General features: G+C 40.3%; 19 protein-coding genes and 1 pseudogene. 15 read left to right on the top strand and 5 right to left on the bottom strand.

The window, feature by feature from the left end; all coding sequences use genetic code 11:
- Positions 1-4 precede the first annotated feature (4 nt).
- Complete coding sequence (locus ADF62_RS04230) at positions 5-2,071, top strand: cation:proton antiporter (RefSeq protein WP_048788173.1); 2,067 nt, start codon at positions 5-7, stop codon at positions 2,069-2,071.
- Between the two features lie 48 nt (positions 2,072-2,119).
- On the opposite strand, the gene ADF62_RS11665 is transcribed toward ADF62_RS04230, so the two are convergent.
- The 3 genes from ADF62_RS11665 to ADF62_RS04220 form a co-directional block, all read right to left on the bottom strand.
- Positions 2,120-2,248 carry a hypothetical protein gene (locus tag ADF62_RS11665; RefSeq protein ID WP_268688063.1) on the bottom strand — a complete coding sequence of 43 codons (129 nt, stop codon included), beginning with the start codon at positions 2,246-2,248 and terminating at the stop codon, positions 2,120-2,122.
- A 31-nt stretch (positions 2,249-2,279) separates the two neighbouring features.
- Entirely contained in the window at positions 2,280-2,441 is a 162-nt protein-coding gene (locus ADF62_RS11415) for an MFS transporter (RefSeq protein WP_082162585.1), read from the bottom strand.
- A gap of 404 nt (positions 2,442-2,845) precedes the next feature.
- Entirely contained in the window at positions 2,846-3,628 is a 783-nt protein-coding gene (locus ADF62_RS04220; protein WP_048788172.1) for an ABC transporter ATP-binding protein, read from the bottom strand.
- A 109-nt stretch (positions 3,629-3,737) separates the two neighbouring features.
- Between ADF62_RS04220 and ADF62_RS04215 the strand changes: the two genes are divergently transcribed.
- The 5 genes from ADF62_RS04215 to ADF62_RS04200 all read left to right on the top strand — a co-directional run bounded on the left by ADF62_RS04215 (position 3,738) and on the right by ADF62_RS04200 (position 7,722).
- Entirely contained in the window at positions 3,738-5,069 is a 1,332-nt protein-coding gene (locus tag ADF62_RS04215; RefSeq protein WP_048788171.1) for a hemolysin family protein, read from the top strand.
- A gap of 568 nt (positions 5,070-5,637) precedes the next feature.
- Positions 5,638-5,763, top strand: coding sequence for a hypothetical protein (locus ADF62_RS11660; protein WP_263973187.1), 126 nt, complete (start codon positions 5,638-5,640; stop codon positions 5,761-5,763).
- Positions 5,760-5,912 carry an LPXTG cell wall anchor domain-containing protein gene (locus ADF62_RS04210; RefSeq protein ID WP_003094577.1) on the top strand — a complete coding sequence of 51 codons (153 nt, stop codon included), beginning with the start codon at positions 5,760-5,762 and terminating at the stop codon, positions 5,910-5,912. Before ADF62_RS11660 ends, ADF62_RS04210 begins: the two co-directional genes overlap by 4 nt.
- A gap of 187 nt (positions 5,913-6,099) precedes the next feature.
- Positions 6,100-6,900: a pyruvate formate-lyase-activating protein gene (gene pflA / locus ADF62_RS04205; RefSeq protein WP_048788170.1), complete on the top strand. Its 801-nt coding sequence runs from the start codon at positions 6,100-6,102 to the stop codon at positions 6,898-6,900.
- A 69-nt stretch (positions 6,901-6,969) separates the two neighbouring features.
- Positions 6,970-7,722: a hypothetical protein gene (locus ADF62_RS04200; RefSeq protein ID WP_048788169.1), complete on the top strand. Its 753-nt coding sequence runs from the start codon at positions 6,970-6,972 to the stop codon at positions 7,720-7,722.
- Between the two features lie 77 nt (positions 7,723-7,799).
- On the opposite strand, the gene ADF62_RS04195 is transcribed toward ADF62_RS04200, so the two are convergent.
- A complete protein-coding gene (locus tag ADF62_RS04195; protein WP_002891687.1) occupies positions 7,800-8,252 on the bottom strand; it encodes a universal stress protein in 453 nt (150 codons plus the stop codon).
- A 363-nt stretch (positions 8,253-8,615) separates the two neighbouring features.
- On the opposite strand from ADF62_RS04195, the gene ADF62_RS04190 reads away from it, so the two are divergent.
- From ADF62_RS04190 to gatB, 9 genes are all read left to right on the top strand, one after another.
- Complete coding sequence (locus tag ADF62_RS04190; RefSeq protein ID WP_003096246.1) at positions 8,616-9,830, top strand: pyridoxal phosphate-dependent aminotransferase; 1,215 nt, start codon at positions 8,616-8,618, stop codon at positions 9,828-9,830.
- Positions 9,831-10,088: 258 nt separating this feature from the next.
- Entirely contained in the window at positions 10,089-10,874 is a 786-nt protein-coding gene (codY, locus tag ADF62_RS04185; protein ID WP_003093975.1) for a GTP-sensing pleiotropic transcriptional regulator CodY, read from the top strand.
- Positions 10,875-10,940: 66 nt separating this feature from the next.
- Complete coding sequence (locus ADF62_RS04180; protein WP_048788168.1) at positions 10,941-11,492, top strand: cysteine hydrolase family protein; 552 nt, start codon at positions 10,941-10,943, stop codon at positions 11,490-11,492.
- A 210-nt stretch (positions 11,493-11,702) separates the two neighbouring features.
- Positions 11,703-13,142, top strand: coding sequence for a 6-phospho-beta-glucosidase (locus tag ADF62_RS04175; RefSeq protein WP_048788167.1), 1,440 nt, complete (start codon positions 11,703-11,705; stop codon positions 13,140-13,142).
- 216 nt (positions 13,143-13,358) lie between these two features.
- The gene (locus ADF62_RS04170; RefSeq protein ID WP_227278760.1) at positions 13,359-13,769 is read left to right on the top strand and encodes a glycosyltransferase; all 411 of its coding nucleotides are present in this window, start codon (positions 13,359-13,361) and stop codon (positions 13,767-13,769) included.
- 291 nt (positions 13,770-14,060) lie between these two features.
- Positions 14,061-14,222, top strand: coding sequence for a hypothetical protein (locus ADF62_RS11940; RefSeq protein ID WP_227278761.1), 162 nt, complete (start codon positions 14,061-14,063; stop codon positions 14,220-14,222).
- Between the two features lie 139 nt (positions 14,223-14,361).
- Entirely contained in the window at positions 14,362-14,664 is a 303-nt protein-coding gene (gene gatC / locus ADF62_RS04160) for an Asp-tRNA(Asn)/Glu-tRNA(Gln) amidotransferase subunit GatC (protein WP_002884769.1), read from the top strand.
- The gene (gene gatA / locus ADF62_RS04155) at positions 14,664-16,130 is read left to right on the top strand and encodes an Asp-tRNA(Asn)/Glu-tRNA(Gln) amidotransferase subunit GatA (RefSeq protein ID WP_048788165.1); all 1,467 of its coding nucleotides are present in this window, start codon (positions 14,664-14,666) and stop codon (positions 16,128-16,130) included. The genes gatC and gatA overlap by 1 nt, the downstream gene beginning before the upstream one ends.
- Positions 16,130-17,572 carry an Asp-tRNA(Asn)/Glu-tRNA(Gln) amidotransferase subunit GatB gene (gene gatB, locus ADF62_RS04150; protein WP_048788164.1) on the top strand — a complete coding sequence of 481 codons (1,443 nt, stop codon included), beginning with the start codon at positions 16,130-16,132 and terminating at the stop codon, positions 17,570-17,572. The genes gatA and gatB overlap by 1 nt, the downstream gene beginning before the upstream one ends.
- Positions 17,573-17,615: 43 nt before the next feature.
- Here gatB and ADF62_RS11410 read toward each other — a convergent pair.
- A pseudogene (locus ADF62_RS11410) lies at positions 17,616-17,931 on the bottom strand (IS30 family transposase); the annotation flags it as partial.
- Positions 17,932-18,012 lie beyond the last annotated feature (81 nt).

The following is an 18,012-nucleotide window of genomic DNA, read 5'->3' as shown; positions in this document are numbered from 1 at the left end:
AACTATGCATTTATCATTAGCTTTGCTTGTTCTTTTTTTTAGCTTGATTTTATCGAACGTTATCAATCGTGTCTTTCCACGTCTTCCCCTACCTTTGATTCAAATTATTTTTGGGGTTGGTATTGGTTTTCTTCTTAAGGGGGAAGTTTTTGAGCTTGAAACGGAACTTTTTCTAGCGTTTATTATTGCTCCCTTGCTTTTTCGTGAGGGCGAAGAGAGTGACATTACCAGTATTCTCCGTAACTGGAAACTCATTCTATTTTTGATCTTTCCAGTCATCTTCGTGTCTACACTGGGAATCGGCTATCTTGCTAAGGCCGTCTTGCCTGCTTCGGTGCCCTTGTCTGCCTGTCTAGCAATCGGTGCCGCTCTTGGTCCAACGGATTTGGTTGCCTATTCCGCTATTTCTAAACGTTTCAGTTTTCCAAAGTGGATTAGTTATATTCTGCAGGGAGAGGGTTTGCTGAATGATGCCTCTGGCTTGGTCGCCTTTCAGGTGGCAGTGACCGCTTTGACAACGGGTGCCTTCTCCATCCTGGATGCGAGCTGGAATTTGGTTATCTCTGTGCTTGGTGGTTTTTTGGTTGGCTTGATTACAGCCCTATTTAATCGCCTCTTTTTGACCATTTTGGATAATATGGATGCTGCAGATGTCACAGGTGCTCTCTTACTAGAGCTGGTACTACCGATCTCCTCTTATTTTGTAGCCGAGGAAATTCATGCTTCTGGAATTATTGCTGTTGTCGTAGCAGGGATTTCGCTTGCCAGTCGTTTCAAAAAAATCACCGTTTTTGATGCCAAACTGGATAGTGTTTCCCATACGATTTGGGGAACCATTACCTTCATGCTTAATGGTATGGTCTTTTTCCTTCTGGGGACGGAACTGCCAACCTTAGCAACCCCAGTACTGTCTATCAGTACTTGTGATACGCTTTGGATGTTTCTTGCCATCGTCTTGTTAACAGCGATCATGTTTGGAATTCGATTTGTCATGATTAGCGCAGTGTTTGCCCAAAGAGCTTGGCGGACCAAACGGTCATTGAAAAAAATATGGAAGGGTGCTACGCTTTTGACTTTTTCTGGCGTAAAAGGAACGGTTTCGATTGCAACAATCCTTTTGCTTCCGATTGCCAATATGACTGCGCTAGAACACAGTCTCTTACTCTTTACGGTAGCGGGTGTTACGCTATTGAGCTTCTTGATAGGTATTTTAGTCCTACCTAAGCTAGCGACTGGACCAGCTCATACGACCAACCATTATATGCAGATTGCCATTCTTAATGATGTGGTCGGTGAGTTGGAAAAAGATCTAAAACAGTCAACTAATCAAGGATCTGTCTATGCTACTATTGACAACTACAATCAACGCTTGGAAGATTTAATCTTGGAGCAGGAATCAAATGATGTCAAAAAAGAGTTGGCCAATATCCGAGTCATGATTATGGAAATTGAGAGTGAGGGTCTGGAATATGCCTACAAGAAGGGTAAGATTTCAGAACTCGAATACAATCTCTACCAACGTTATATCAAGGGCTTAGAGCGTCGTATTAACCGAGGTTTTGTTTCTAGTCTCTCTTATGCCTTTGCTGTTTTCGTTCGTGGCATTCGTAGAATTTTGCACTTAGCTCTTACCTTCAAGTTTCGAATTGAACAAGAGGAGAATAGGCGAGGTCCTCGATTGACTGAGGAAAATCGTGACCATATGACTGAGCTTTATTTAACAAATACTGAGCAGGTTTTGGAAGCCTTGAGCAACCTGGAAGGTGTCTATCATTCAGATCTTTTGTCTTATTTGAAACGCAGTCGACTTCGAGAGGCTGAAATTATCCAATCAGGAGCCTTTGTCGAGAGGGTTATCACCCACTTAAATCCAGACAATGTTGATGAAATGTTGCGAGGCTATTATTTGGAACGTAAGGTTATCAACGAATATGAACAGGCTGAGCTTATTTCTAGTCGTTATGCCAAACAGCTTCGTAAGGAAGTCAATACTTTGGAGGACTATTCTCTCAAAGAAACAAGCAATACTTTGACCTATGATATGATTAATCTGGCCCGAAGGGGAGCTTAAGAAAGAATTTAGAGTAAAAAAGAAGCCAAGTTATTAATTTGGCTTCTTTTAATGTTTGTTTTTCTCATTATCGTGGTCAGGAAAGAGATAGCCCAATCCTAGGCCTACTAGGATACCGGCAACAATCAGAGTTTCGGTAGGAATAGGGAGTAGGTCATAGATTGCATTAGCAATCATCAGCCCAGTCAAGATACTAATGAGGCTAGATTTATAATCTTTTTTTCATGAGATTCTCAATTGTAAAGAAGATCAATAAGGCAACTGGAAAGAGTGGCCCAAGGGAAGTCTCTATTTTTGGGAAGCCGGGAATACTGTAAATGATAACTGTTACTGCTGTACCGATTAATCCAAAACCTGTTACTTTAGTCATGTTTCTACCTCTCTTTCTATATCTGAAGATCTGTTGTTTTAACACTTACTAATGTATCGAAAGGGTAGCTCTCGGACAATATCATATGTCTATGTGGTTAATCTTAGAATCTATTCGGTCAAAAAAAGAACTGTTTTGTTATTGAATTGGTAAAAGTCAAAAGATTTCCTCACACAGTAAAATCTCTGACAAAAGCCGCTTATATATAGTCGCTGCACTATTTATTTTATTCAAGAATGTCTATAGAACACCTTGTCCTTCTAGCTTTAATTTTGTATGGTGTATCTCAAATAAAAGAGAAGTAATGATGAAAGAACAAATCCCCCAGACTTATAGTCTAAGGGACTTGTTTCTTTAATGTTGTTCGTAAATTAGCCCTAAATCAAGCTAATATTGATCGGTTTTTAGAGAAGTGGGTTAATGTAAAAACGATGGTCATCAATTGGAATAATTTGAACAGGGTTTTGGTAGAAGTCAGCTAAAACTTCTGGTGTGATGACATCATTTTTAGGTCCTTGTGCTACGATTTTTCCTTGACGGAGTAGGAGAATATGGTCCATGTTTTCGGTAATTTCCTCAGCGTGATGAGTGACGTAAAGAACCAGCGGAGCATGAGGAAGCGAGGTGATACGATCAATCTGACGCAAGAGCTTTTCACGAGCAAATAGGTCCAAGCCAACAGTCGCTTCATCAAGGATAATGATGTCAGGATCTTCCATGAGACTGCGAGCAATCAAACAAATTTGTTTTTCTCCTTGAGAGAGGTCATGGTATTTACGACCTATCAAATCCCCAGCACCAAGTGAGGTCAGCATGTCCTTAGCTTCTTGCAACTCCTTATCCCCATATGCCTTGTAGAGGATTGAGCTCTTGTATTTACCAGTAAGGACGATTTTTTCAGCGGTCATATGCTTAGGCAGACGCTCAGTGATGAAGGAACTGACAATACCGATATGTTTGCGAAGACCCGTGATGTCCCCGTTACCAAAGGCATAGCCAAGTATTTCAGCATGACCTTCAGAAGGAAAGAATTCAGCTGTCAATAAGCGTAGAAGTGTTGATTTCCCTGCACCATTAAGTCCAAGGATAGCCCAGGTCTGGTCTTTTTCAACTGTCCAGTTAAGTTCGGACAAGAGTGTTTTTCCTTGGCGAGCCAAGCTGACATTTTCTAAGCGTATAAGTGACATAAGTCTCTCCTTCGATGATAAATTACTCTAATTATAGCATAAAATAGGAACCTATATTGGAAAATTGTGATATAATGGAAGTCAGAATTTTTTTAGAGGAGAAGATAAAATGGAAGACTCTAGTGGTCAGTCCTTATTATTTCAATTTATTTTATTACTAATTTTAACCTTGCTTACGGCCTTTTTCTCAGCGTCTGAGATGGCTTTAGTATCACTAAACCGTTCACGTGTGGAACAAAAGGCTGAAGAAGGCGACAAGAAATTTATTCGTCTGCTAAAGGTTCTTGAAAATCCCAATAATTTCTTATCGACTATTCAGGTTGGTATTACTTTTATCAGTCTTTTGCAAGGGGCCAGTCTCTCTGCTTCGCTAGGAGCAGTCATAGCGACCTGGTTTGGCCACGTAGCCTGGGCTAAAACAGCAGGTAGCGTGGTATCTTTGGTGATCTTGACTTATATTTCTATCGTTTTTGGTGAGCTTTATCCTAAGCGTATTGCCATGAATCTTAAAGAAAATCTAGCCATCTACTCAGCGCCTGTCATTATTGTTACTGGTAAGATTGTTAGTCCCTTTGTTTGGATTCTTTCAGCATCGACAAATCTTGTGTCTCGTTTAACACCTATGACTTTTGATGATGCGGATGAGCAGATGACTCGTGATGAGATCGAGTACATGTTGACCAAGAGCGAAGATACACTTGAGGCTGAAGAAATCGAAATGCTTCAAGGTGTCTTTTCTCTTGATGAATTAATGGCGCGTGAAGTCATGGTTCCTCGTACAGATGCCTTCATGATTGATATTGAAGACAATACTCAGGAAAATATCCAAGCCATTCTAAAACAAAGCTTCTCTCGTATCCCTGTCTACGAAGATGATAAGGATAAAATTATCGGTGTAATCCATACTAAAAACCTCCTTCAAGCGGGTTATGAGCTTGGTTTTGAGAATGTTAAGCTTCGCCGCATCATGAATGACCCCCTCTTTGTTCCAGAAACAATTTTCGTTGATGACCTCTTGGCAGCCTTTCGTAACACCAATAATCAAATGGCCATTTTGCTTGATGAATATGGTGGTGTGGCTGGTCTGGTGACCTTCGAGGATCTTTTGGAAGAAATCGTCGGTGAAATTGATGACGAAACAGATAAAGCTAGTGTGGAAGTTTGTGAAATAGGAGAGAATACCTATATTGTTGAGGGGGCTATGACTCTTAATGACTTCAATGAACACTTTGACACAGAGCTTGAAAGTGATGATGTTGATACTATTGCAGGCTATTATTTGACTGGTGTAGGAGCAATTCCCACTCAAGAAGTCAAGGAACATTATGAAGTTATCAACAAGGACAAACATCTTGAATTTATTAACGATAAGGTTAAGGATGGTCGCGTAACCAAACTTAAGGTAATCATCACATCAGCTCCAGAAGAAGCAGGAGAATAGAATTTACCAGCTTTAGATTAGAAAAGACTAGAGCTAAAAAGTAAGATAATGATAATTGAGCGCCTTCTTTCCTTTGAATAGGAAGCGCTTTTTATTATCTTTTTGCTAAATGTTTTTAATAGATGTAATTAGATTAGAAAATGGATGAAAATCGCTATGTTTTTATATTTCAATAAAACATCTAGTTATTATTGTCCTGCGACCTTGTTTTTTGAAGTAATTTAAACAGTTTTTGAAATGATGGTAGATTAAGAATAAAAATAAATAAGATTTTGATTAAAACGCTTCTCTATTTCTTTTTATGACAGAATATAAATTAACTGATAAATGAAAAAGGAAAATTTTAATAGCTTCTAAAAAATCTCTATATTCTATACATAGTAGCTTGCTTTTACTCACCCTTACTCTAGGAGCTTTTCTACCAGTAACTTCTTTTGCAGATGACGGCATTGCGACAAATGATACTGTTCTTACGCAGCCAAAAAATGATACAGATATAAATACAAGTGAGGCCCCTTAATCACCTGAAGTTCCTTCAGTCAACGTTAATGGTCAACCTGTTGTTACTGTGACACCACCAGTTATCACAGCAGCTGGTCAAACAATCGTTTCTACACAAAATAGTCAACTTGTTGTTGCCGATAATGACGGTACAACAAGTCTTGTTGCTCCTGAAGTAAAGGATTCAAAGTGAATGCTGACGGTACATTGACTGGTAAAGATGCCAAAGGTAAAGAAGTCACTCTTCCCAAGACTGGTGAAGCATCAACTGCAATCTTGACATTTGTAGGAACATTCTTCCTTGCTCTTGCAGTTTTATTGGGATTTAAGAAACGTGCCTAATCGTATAGATAATAAAAAAACTGGATTCTTCCAGCTTTTTACTTTTTCTTCTGGTATAGTATAGTTATATTGTAATTTCAGATGTATTATAGTATAACCTTTGCTTGAATTCAGGCAGATATGGAGCATGTTTCCGATAAAAGAGGTATAATAAAATCATGTAAAAAGCGTTTTCAAGGAGGCTGCCATGGCAGATATTGATTACAGTCAGGTGACTGGACTTGTTCATTCAACCGAAAGTTTTGGATCTGTAGATGGTCCTGGTATCCGTTTTATTGTTTTCATGCAAGGCTGTAAGATGCGTTGCCAATATTGTCATAACCCAGATACTTGGGCTATGGAGTCAAATAAGGCTGTTGAACGTACAGTTGAAGATGTCTTAGATGAGGCTCTTCGTTTCCGTCATTTCTGGGGTGAGCATGGTGGTATCACTGTATCAGGTGGTGAGGCCATGCTTCAGATTGATTTTGTCACTGCCCTCTTTACAGAGGCTAAGAAACTAGGAATTCATTGTACGCTTGATACTTGTGGGTTTGTTTACCGCAATACTCCTGAGTATCATGAAGTTGTTGACAAACTTTTGGCTGTGACAGACTTGGTCCTACTTGACATCAAAGAGATTGACCCCGAACAACACAAGTTTGTGACTCGTCAACCTAATAAGAATATTTTGGAATTTGCTCAATATCTGTCTGATAAACAAGTTCCAGTCTGGATTCGCCATGTCTTGGTACCTGGTTTGACAGACTTTGACGAACACTTGGTTAAGCTTGGTGAGTTTGTAAAGACCTTGAAAAATGTCGATAAATTTGAAATTCTTCCCTATCATACAATGGGTGAGTTTAAATGGCGTGAACTTGGCATCCCTTATCCATTGGAAGGTGTCAAACCACCAACTGCAGACCGTGTTAAAAATGCTAAGGCTCTTATGCATACGGAAACCTATCAAGAGTATAAAAATCGTATCGGTGTCAAAACCTTGGATTGAAAAAGAAGCTCTTGACAAGGGCTTTTTAACTTTGCTATTATTTAGGGAGCAATAAATAGCAGGTAAATTATGTTTCGTATTTTAAAATTTGATGATGACTTTGTTTATCTCAGTCATCCTGACGGGCGACTTAAGAAAATAGATCGCACGCTTTTTGATTTTGATATAAAATTAGGAGACCGTATTGACGTCTACCAAGATGGTGACTTAACCGTTGTTACTCCGGCAGAAGTTCAAACGGACTTGAGCTTAGAGGGAGATAAATCGGTTAAATCACACCTCTTGCAAGGAATTTTAGATCTTTTCCTTGAGACTCTTAATATTCACAACAATCATTTGGGTGACTTGAAGAAGATTTTCACGCAATTATTGATTACACTCTTCATGGCTTGGAGCTTGCTAGGTGTTATTCTGGTTGAGATTCTTCTTTTTGCAGAATCGATTATTGTTTTCCTATGGAGACTCTTGGTTCGTCTTATTAAGTGGATGCGTATTAAAGACAACACTAAGGTCTTGATTGATGAGACGCAAAAACGCCATGCTAAGCGTGAACGTCAGAAAGCTCAAAGACGTGAGCAAGAAAGACGACGTCAGGAAGAACAAGAAGAACGTGAGTATCTTCGTGAAACAGAACGTCAAAAGGAACTCATGATTGTTGAAGCTAGCCTTAGTCAGGAAGCGGAGCGTGAGAGTCTTTCAACTAGCCTTGCTTTGGAGCAAGCAGGTGCCTCAAGTCAGTCTGCTAGTGAAGACCTGGCCATAGAAAGTCAGTCAACTTCAGAGTCAGCAGTGATGTCTGAAGCAGCAAAGTCTGAAAAATAGAACAAAAAAGAACTGAGAGTTAAAATCTCGGTTCTTTTTCATATGAGAAAAGCACCATAGGTGCTTGTGAGAGGTGACTAAAGTGTTTTTTCAGAGTCACGAACAATGAGCAAGTCAACTTTTGCGTGACGGAGAATGTACTCAGAAGATGAACCAATAAGCAAGCGTTCAAAAGTATTGAGACCAGTGGCACCAACCATAATAAGGTCAACATTTTCCTTATCAGGGATATCAACAGCCAAGAGGCTCTTAGGATTACCGAACTCAATAACTTTGCGAATCTTGGTTAAACCAGCTTCTCTGGCTTGGCGTTCAAAGTCAGCCAAAACAGCTTTAGCTTCGTCTTCTAGTTTTTCATAGATATAAGAGTCGAAAGTCGCAACGCTTTGAAGGGCGCGTGTATCGATAACGTGTACCAATAGTAACTGAGCATTATTACGTTTTGCAACGTGCACACCTTTAATAAAGGCCAGTTCTGATTCGTAAGAACCGTCGATAGCTACCATAATACGTTCATATTGTTGAGACATAAGCTCTACCTCCTATCTTTAGCTTTATTATACTCCTTTAATCTAAAAAATGAAAGCGTTGTTATAGATTTTCTGAAATCTTTTTTTGACTGCTTACTTTAGGATGCTCTTGGTAATGTGAAGATTTCAGTATTATCTAAAAATTGAAGATTGCTTGAAAAAGAGGTATAATACAATCTGTTATTAGCTTCGTAAGAAACATGATAATTAAAAAAGAGGAAGACAAGTCTTCAGAAATGATACCAAATGAAATGGCCGAGCCTAAAGTTGGTGTCAATAAAAGTGGAAATCTCCATCAGGTGTTGAATTTTTTTATTTTCTACTAGATGTATCTGCTTTAGTATCTTTTGAAAGGATTAATTTATGAAAACATTTGATAAATCATCAAAGTTGGAACACGTTGCCTATGATATTCGTGGTCCAGTTTTGGATGAGGCCAACCGTATGATTGCCAACGGTGAAAAAATTCTCCGTCTTAATACAGGAAATCCTGCGGAATTTGGTTTTACAGCACCAGATGAAGTCATTCGTGATTTAATTATGAATGTTCGTAACAGTGAAGGGTATTCGGATAGTAAAGGGATTTTCTCAGCTCGTAAGGCGATTATGCAGTATTGCCAGCTAAAGGGATTCCCAAATGTAGATATTGATGATATTTATATTGGTAATGGTGTTTCAGAAATGATTTCCATGTCTATGCAGGCCTTGCTTGATGATGGAGATGAGGTTTTGGTCCCAATGCCAGACTATCCTCTTTGGACTGCCTGTGTCAGTCTAGCTGGCGGTAACGCTGTGCACTATGTCTGTGATGAAAAATCTAACTGGTATCCAGACATTGATGATATCAAATCAAAGATTACATCAAATACTAAGGCTATTGTTATCATCAATCCGAATAACCCTACAGGTGCTCTTTACCCTAAAGATGTTCTTGAACAGATTGTTGATATTGCACGCCAAAATGACTTGATTATCTTTGCGGATGAGATTTATGACCGCTTGGTTATGGATGGTAAGAAGCACATTGCTATTGCAAGTCTTGCACCAGACGTTTTCTGTGTATCTATGAATGGTCTTTCTAAATCTCACCGTATTTGTGGTTTCCGTGTGGGTTGGATGGTTCTTTCTGGGCCTAAGAAGAATGTTCGGGGCTATATTGAAGGGCTTAATATGTTGTCTAATATGCGCCTTTGTTCTAATGTGCTCTCTCAACACGTAATTCAGACTTCACTTGGTGGTTACCAATCTGTTGATGAGCTCCTGATTCCTGGTGGTCGTATTTATGAACAACGTGAGTTTATTACAAACACAGTAAACGATATTCCAGGACTTACAGCTGTTAAGCCAGATGCAGGTCTTTACATTTTCCCTAAGATTGACCGTAACATGTATGATATTGACGATGATGAAGAGTTCTGTCTTCGTCTCTTGAAGAAGGAAAAAGTCCTCTTGGTTCCAGGAAAAGGCTTTAACTGGAATGAACCGGACCACTTCCGTATTGTCTACCTTCCTCGTGTGGAAGAATTGGCTGATCTTGGAAATAAAATCGAACGTGTTTTGTCATATTACAAGCGCTAAATTCGTGAAAACTGGACAAAAAGGCTTGTCCGGTTTTTATCTTGCTTAAAAAGGAGTCGTTTTTACCTAAAATCCGAACGTTTTCCTTGAAAAAGACATAATATAATGAATAGTAGAATAATAAATAATTTTCAGATAATTATTTGCAATTTTTAGGTCAGGTGTGCTATAATGATAGGGCTAGCGGGTCTTAACGGATATGCTTGGTACAGGACCTGAGATTATTAAGATTATAAATAGAAAGTGAAGATAATAAAAATGGCGAATTTGCTGGCTAAAACACGTAAAATTACTTCTATCTTGCAACGCTCAGTAGATAGCTTGGAAGGAGATCTTCCATACAACAACATGGCTGCTCAGTTGGCAGATATTATTGATTGTAATGCTGCTATCGTAAATGGTGGTGGTGCTCTCCTTGGTTTTGCTATGAAATACAAAACCAACACTGACCGTGTGGAAGAGTTTTTTGAAGCGAAACAACTTCCAGAGGAATACACACGTGGTATCAGCCGTGTTTATGATACTCAAGAAAATATCGGTATTGACAGTGACTTGACCATTTTCCCAGTGGAATCAAAAGATGATTTTCCAGACGGTTTAACGACAATTGCACCAATCTATGGTGGTGGTATGCGTCTTGGTTCTTTCATTATTTGGCGTAACGACCATGATTTTGTGGACGACGACCTTATCTTGGTTGAGATTGCATCTACAGTAGTTGGTTTGCAATTGTTGAATCTTCAAACAGAAAACTTGGAAGAAACGATTCGTAAACAAACAGCTATTAATATGGCTATTAACACCTTGTCTTACTCAGAAATCAAGGCAGTTTCAGCTATTTTGAATGAGTTGGACGGTTTAGAAGGTCGTTTGACAGCCTCTGTTATCGCGGACCGTATTGGAATCACTCGTTCTGTTATTGTTAATGCTCTTCGTAAATTAGAATCAGCTGGTATTATTGAAAGTCGTTCGCTTGGTATGAAAGGAACTTATCTTAAAGTCCTTAACGAAGGTATCTACGACAAATTGAAAGAATACGAATAAAACATTGAATAGAAGTGAGGTAGGCTGAGGTCGCTGCACTTTTTTAAAAGGAGAAGAGAAGGTTTTATGACCAAGGCATTGATTTCAATTGATTACTCTTATGATTTTGTGGCAGATGATGGGAAGTTGACGGCTGGTAAGCCTGCCCAAGCCATTGAAGATCGTATTGCTCAGGTAACGCAAGAAGCTTATGACAATGGAGATTATATCTTTGTTGCCATGGACCGACATGATGAGGGGGATACTTTCCATCCTGAGACTAAACTCTTTCCGCCTCACAATATTGCAGGGACAGACGGACGAGAACTTTATGGTAAGTTAGCTGGTGTATATGATGCCATCAAGGATGACCATCGTGTCTTTTGGATGGACAAACGTCACTATTCGGCTTTTTCAGGAACAGATTTGGATATTCGTTTGCGTGAGCGTCGTGTGACGACAGTTGTTTTAACGGGAGTTTTAACGGATATTTGTGTGTTACATACGGCTATTGATGCTTATAATTTGGGCTATGATATCGAGGTGGTAGAGAGTGCAACAGCTTCCTTGACACCTGAAGCACATGACTTTGCTATTGGGCATTTAAAAAATGTTCTTGGAGCAACAATTGTAGAGTAAGAGTTGGTTCTTACTCTTTTTTTGATAATTGTAATAATGGTGAGAGGATTGAAATTCAGTTCTTATCGAATGTAGGAGTAAGTCCTACTCTCAATTCTTTGTCTAAAATCATAGGATAGTATCAGTTTTCCGTAGTTTACTATAAGAAAACGATTACAGGCTATTATATACTATTACCATATTAAGTCGAAATATATAGGAGGTAGAATAATGACTAAAAAAATAACTTTTCCTAACGTTTTTTTGTGGGGTGGTGCGACAGCAGCCAACCAATGTGAAGGTGCCTATGATGCTGATGGGCGTGGTTTAGCCAATGTTGATGTGGTGCCGATTGGTGAGGATCGCCTTTCCATTATTACTGGACGTCGCAAGATGTTTAATTTTGAGGATGGTTATTTTTATCCAGCTAAGGAAAGCATCGATATGTACCACCGTTACAAGGAAGATATTGCTCTCTTTGGTGAAATGGGTTTTAAGACTTATAGACTTTCTATTGCTTGGTCACGTATTTTTCCTAAGGGTGATGAGGCTGAGCCAAATGAAGCTGGGCTTGCCTTTTACGAGGACCTCTTCAAGGAATGTCATAAACATGGCATTGAACCCTTGGTGACCATCACACACTTTGATTGTCCAATGCACTTGATTACCGAGTATGGAGGATGGCGTAATCGTAAGATGCTTGGCTTCTATGAAAATCTTTGCCGTACCCTTTTCACACGTTATAAAGGTTTGGTTAAGTACTGGCTCACTTTCAATGAAATCAATATGATTCTCCATGCACCATTTATGGGAGCAGGACTCTGCTTTGAAGAGGGTGAGAATGAGGAGCAGGTTAAATACCAAGCAGCTCACCATGAGTTGGTAGCTTCAGCTATGGCGACGAAGTTGGCCCATGAGATTGACCCTGAAAATAAGGTCGGTTGTGTGTTGGCAGCAGGTCAATATTATCCAAATACAGCCCATCCACGTGACTACTGGGCAGCCATGCAAGAAGACCGTAGTAGCTATTTCTTTACTGATGTTCAAGCTCGTGGAGAGTATCCAAATTATGCTAAGAAACAGTGGGAACGTGATGGCATTGAGCTTGAGATGACGGAAGAAGATTTGGCCCTTCTTAAAGAGCATACTGTTGATTTTATTTCCTTCTCTTATTATGCAAGTCGTGTGGCTTCAGGTGATCCAGAAGTTAATGAAAAGACTGCTGGAAATATCTTTGCCTCTATTAAAAATCCCTATTTGGAAGCTTCAGAGTGGGGCTGGCAAATTGACCCACTAGGCCTTCGTATTACCCTCAATGCTATTTGGGATCGTTACCAAAAACCGATGTTTATCGTTGAAAATGGGCTTGGTGCTGTGGATACACCAGATGAAAATGGTTATGTTGAAGACGATTATCGTATCGACTACTTGGCAGCCCACATCAAGGCCATGCGTGATGCAATCAATGAAGATGGTGTAGAGCTTTGGGGCTACACAACTTGGGGTTGTATCGACCTTGTTTCTGCCGGAACTGGTGAAATGAAGAAACGTTATGGCTTCATCTATGTGGACCGTGACAATGATGGTAATGGTAGCCTTAAACGCTCTAAGAAGAAATCATTTAACTGGTACAAAGAAGTTATCGCAAGTAACGGTTCCTCTGTAGAATAGGGTATGAGTTCTCGCCCTATGACACTATGAGTTGAGAGGTGTTGAGTGTTCTAAGCCATGTGTTAGTCTGAATCCTGTTTTACGCATGTAACTAGCACTAAGAGAAAATTGATCTCCATTTAAAGTCAGCCTTAGGGTTGGCTTTTTTGTAAGGGATAGAAATTGTAATGTTTTCTAAAAAATGATATTTTTATTAAAGTTTGAGAGGGAGAAAACATGGGTAAAAAATCAGTTGTATTTGTATCTGAGCTATCCTATATGGAAAAGTTAGAGGTAGCTCTTAAATATTTGTGTGCACATAAAGGGCAGTGGAAAATTTATGTGCTAAATAAGAATTTACTAACAGAATGGTTTACGCTGATAAATCGTCGTTTAGAGGCTACTGATTCTGAAATTCTTAATTGTCGTGTGTCTGCAGAAAGCTTTAAACATGTTTCGCTTCCAAGTACGCATATTCATTATGCGACTTTTTTCCGTTATGCGGTTCCTGAGTTTGTTCAAGAAGATCGTGTTCTCTATTTGGATTGTGATATGATTTTTACGCAGGATTTGTCACCACTTTTTGGAGTGAATCTGGGCGGATTTAGCTATAAGAGCCGTTGCCCTTGCCCATCAAAAAGAACCTAATCTTCGCTTTGACATCTACGGTAAAGGTGGGGAGCAAGAGAATCTACAAGATCTGATTAATACTCTTGGGGCAAATGATTACATTCAACTTAGAGGACATGCGGATTTGCGTGACGTCTACCCACAGTATTAACTTTATGTCACTACCTCTCAGTGGGAGACCTTTGGTTTGACTCTGATGGAAGCGGTAGGAGCAGGTTTAGCCCTGGTTGGTTTTGATGCCCGCGTTACGGTAATCCAACCTTCATCAAAGATGGTGATAATGGCTATCTGGTTCCTTATAGCGAGACTATGGATGAAGACCTACTTGTTTCTCAGATGGCAGACAAAATTGTATTTGCCTTAGAGAGTGATCTTGAGTCTATGCACCAAGTCTCATATGACCTGGCAAAACAGTATTTGAAACCAGAAATCCTAGAGGCTTGGAGAAAGCTCTTGATAGCCATACGATAAGTATTTTGAAAAAGCTCTATCTCTGTAAACTGTAGTGATAAAAAAGTTACTACAGTTTTTTTATCCTCCAAGCAAAATAGGCTAAATTATGGTAAAATAGAAGGTATTGAAAAATCATCATTTCACGAAAGGAAGCAAGATGAAAATTACGCAAGAAGAGGTAACCCATGTTGCCAATCTTTCAAAATTGAAATTCTCTCCAGAAGAGACAGCTGAATTTGCGACAACCTTGTCTAAAATTGTCGACATGGTGGAATTGTTGGAAGAAGTGGACACAACAGGTGTTGCCCCAACAACGACCATGGCTGATCGCAAGACCGTATTGCGTCCGGATGTTGCTGAAAAAGGGACAGACCGTGACCGCTTGTTTAAAAATGTACCTGAAAAAGATAACTATTACATTAAGGTACCAGCTATCCTAGAAGATGGAGGAGATGCCTAATGTCATTCAACAATAAAAACATTGAAGAGTTGCACGACCTCCTTGTCTCTAAGGAAATTTCGGCAACTGAATTGACACAAGCGACGCTTGATGATATTAAGGCGCGTGAAGAAGCCGTTAATGCCTTTGTAACGGTGGCCGAAGAAGCTGCTCTTGCGCAAGCTAAGGCCATTGATGAAAAAGGGATCGATGCAGATAACCTTCTGTCAGGGATTCCACTCGCTGTCAAAGACAATATCTCAACAGATGGCATTTTGACAACTGCGGCTTCAAAAATGCTCTATAACTACGAGCCAATCTTTGATGCGACAGCTGTTGCCAATGCAAAAGCCAAAGATATGATTGTCATCGGGAAGACCAACATGGATGAATTTGCCATGGGTGGATCTGGTGAAACATCTTACTATGGAGCGACTAAAAACGCTTGGGACCACAGCAAGGTGCCTGGTGGATCTTCTAGTGGTTCAGCAGCCTCTGTAGCTTCAGGACAAGTCCGCTTGTCGCTTGGTTCAGATACAGGTGGTTCTATCCGTCAACCAGCTGCTTTTAACGGAATTGTTGGTCTCAAACCAACTTATGGAACGGTTTCACGTTTTGGTCTCATTGCCTTTGGTAGCTCACTTGACCAAATTGGTACTTTCTCACCAACGGTTGAGGAAAATGCACAATTGCTCAATGTCATTGCCAGTGAAGATGCCAAGGATTCAACTTCAGCGCCTGTTCGTGTAGCAGACTTTACTTCTAAGATTGGTCAAGACATTAAAGGCATGAAGATTGCCCTTCCGAAGGAATACCTCGGTGAAGGGATTGACCCAGAAGTCAAAGAAACGATCCTTAATGCGGCGAAACATTTTGAAAAATTGGGAGCAACTGTCGAAGAAGTCAGCTTGCCACACTCTAAATACGGTGTTGCCGTTTACTATATCATCGCTTCTTCAGAAGCGTCTTCAAACTTGCAACGTTTCGACGGTATTCGCTATGGTTTCCGTGCAGAGGATGCCAAGAACTTGGATGATATCTACGTGAACACTCGTAGCCAAGGCTTTGGCGATGAGGTCAAACGCCGTATCATGCTTGGTACCTTTAGTTTGTCATCTGGTTACTACGATGCTTACTACAAGAAAGCTGGTCAAGTTCGTACCCTCATTATCCAAGACTTCGAAAAAGTCTTTGCGGATTACGACCTCATCCTTGGTCCTACAGCTCCAAGCGTGGCCTTTGATTTGGATTCGCTCAATCATGATCCGGTTGCCATGTACTTGGCTGACCTCTTGACAATCCCAGTCAACTTGGCAGGCCTTCCAGGAATTTCGATTCCTGCAGGTTTTGCGCAAGGTCTACCAGTTGGTTTGCAGTTGATTGGTCCGAAGTATTCTGAAGAAACCATCTACCAAGCTGCAGCTGCCTTTGAAGCAACAACGGATTACCACAAGCAACAACCCCTAATTTTCGGAGGTGACAATTAATGAACTTTGAAACAGTCATCGGACTTGAAGTCCACGTTGAATTGAATACAAACTCAAAAATTTTCTCACCAACCTCTGCTCACTTTGGGAACGAGCAAAATGCCAACACTAATGTGATTGACTGGTCTTTCCCAGGGGTGCTTCCTGTCTTGAATAAGGGTGTTGTGGATGCTGGTATCAAGGCTGCTTTGGCGCTGAATATGGATATCCACCAGCACATGCACTTTGACCGTAAGAACTATTTCTACCCTGATAATCCAAAGGCCTACCAAATTTCGCAATTTGACGAACCAATCGGTTACAACGGTTGGATTGAAGTGCAATTGGAAGATGGTTCAACTAAGAAAATCGGGATTGAACGTGCCCATTTGGAAGAAGACGCCGGTAAGAATACCCACGGAACAGATGGATTCTCTTACGTAGACCTTAACCGTCAAGGGGTTCCATTGATCGAAATCGTATCTGAAGCCGATATGCGTTCTCCAGAAGAAGCCTACGCCTATTTGACAGCGCTCAAAGAAGTCATCCAATATACTGGTATTTCAGACGTCAAGATGGAAGAAGGATCTATGCGTGTGGATGCTAACATTTCCCTTCGCCCATACGGTCAAGAGGAATTTGGTACCAAGACTGAGTTGAAAAACTTGAACTCTTTCTCAAACGTCCGTAAAGGTCTTGAATACGAAGTGCAACGCCAAGCGAAAATCTTGCGTTCAGGTGGTGTCATTCGTCAAGAAACACGCCGTTATGATGAAGCTAATAAGAGCACTATCCTTATGCGTGTCAAAGAAGGGGCAGCGGATTACCGTTACTTCCCAGAACCAGACCTACCATTATTTGAAATCTCAGATGACTGGATTGAGGAAATGCGTACTGAGTTGCCAGAGTTTCCAAAAGACCGTCGTGCTCGCTATGTGGCAGAGCTTGGCTTGTCTGACTATGATGCCAACCAATTGACAGCTACTAAGGTCACATCTGACTTCTTCGAAGCAGCCGTAGCCCTTGGCGGAGATGCCAAGCAAGTGTCTAACTGGCTCCAAGGTGAAGTCGCACAATTCTTGAATGCAGAAGGCAAGACATTGGAAGAAATCCAATTGACACCGGAAAACTTGGTCGAAATGATTGCCATCATCGAAGATGGAACAATTTCATCTAAGATTGCCAAGAAAGTATTCGTTCACTTGGCGAAAAACGGTGGAGGTGCGCGTGAATACGTCGAAAAAGCTGGATTGGTACAGATTTCAGACCCTGAAGTCTTGATCCCAATCATCCACCAAGTCTTTGCAGATAATGAAGCAGCCGTAGCCGACTTCAAGTCAGGTAAACGTAACGCTGACAAGGCCTTCACAGGTTTCCTCATGAAAGCAACCAAAGGCCAAGCTAACCCACAAGTAGCCCTCAAGTTACTTGCTCAAGAATTGGCGAAGTTGAAAGAAGAGTAATAGACTTTTTTCTAATGATAAATTGCAAGAATAAGTGCAACATTTACTCGAACCTATTCTCTAGATCTTCACAAGCAGTTCTGTAAGCTAAACATTTTCGTGGTCTGTGATTGATATCATATAAGGCTTTGTTCAAAGCCTCCTCAGAGATGGCGGCTAAATCTGTTTTCTTTGGGAAATATTCTCTTAGTAAGCCTAAGCCATTTGCATTTTCATTGCTTCCTCTCTGCCAGGATGAGTAGGCTCCGCAAAAAAAATGAAATTCCTAAATTCTCTACCTGAGGATAGCAGGCAAACTCTTTTCCCCTATCTGAAGTCAAGGTTTTAAGAGCCTTTTGGGGGAATAGCTTACAGAGTTTGGCTCTATGTCAACTGTGGTGGGTGACGAAAAGCTAACATCTAGAGAGAACCTGATAGGTTTTCTCTTTTTGTATGTTCAG

Origin of the sequence: Streptococcus sp. 1004_SSPC (assembly GCF_001069025.1) — a bacterium.
Taxonomy (GTDB): Bacteria; Bacillota; Bacilli; order Lactobacillales; family Streptococcaceae; genus Streptococcus; species Streptococcus vestibularis.
The sequence above is the reverse complement of the archived record's forward strand: the minus strand, read 5'-3'. Positions and strand labels throughout refer to the sequence as shown.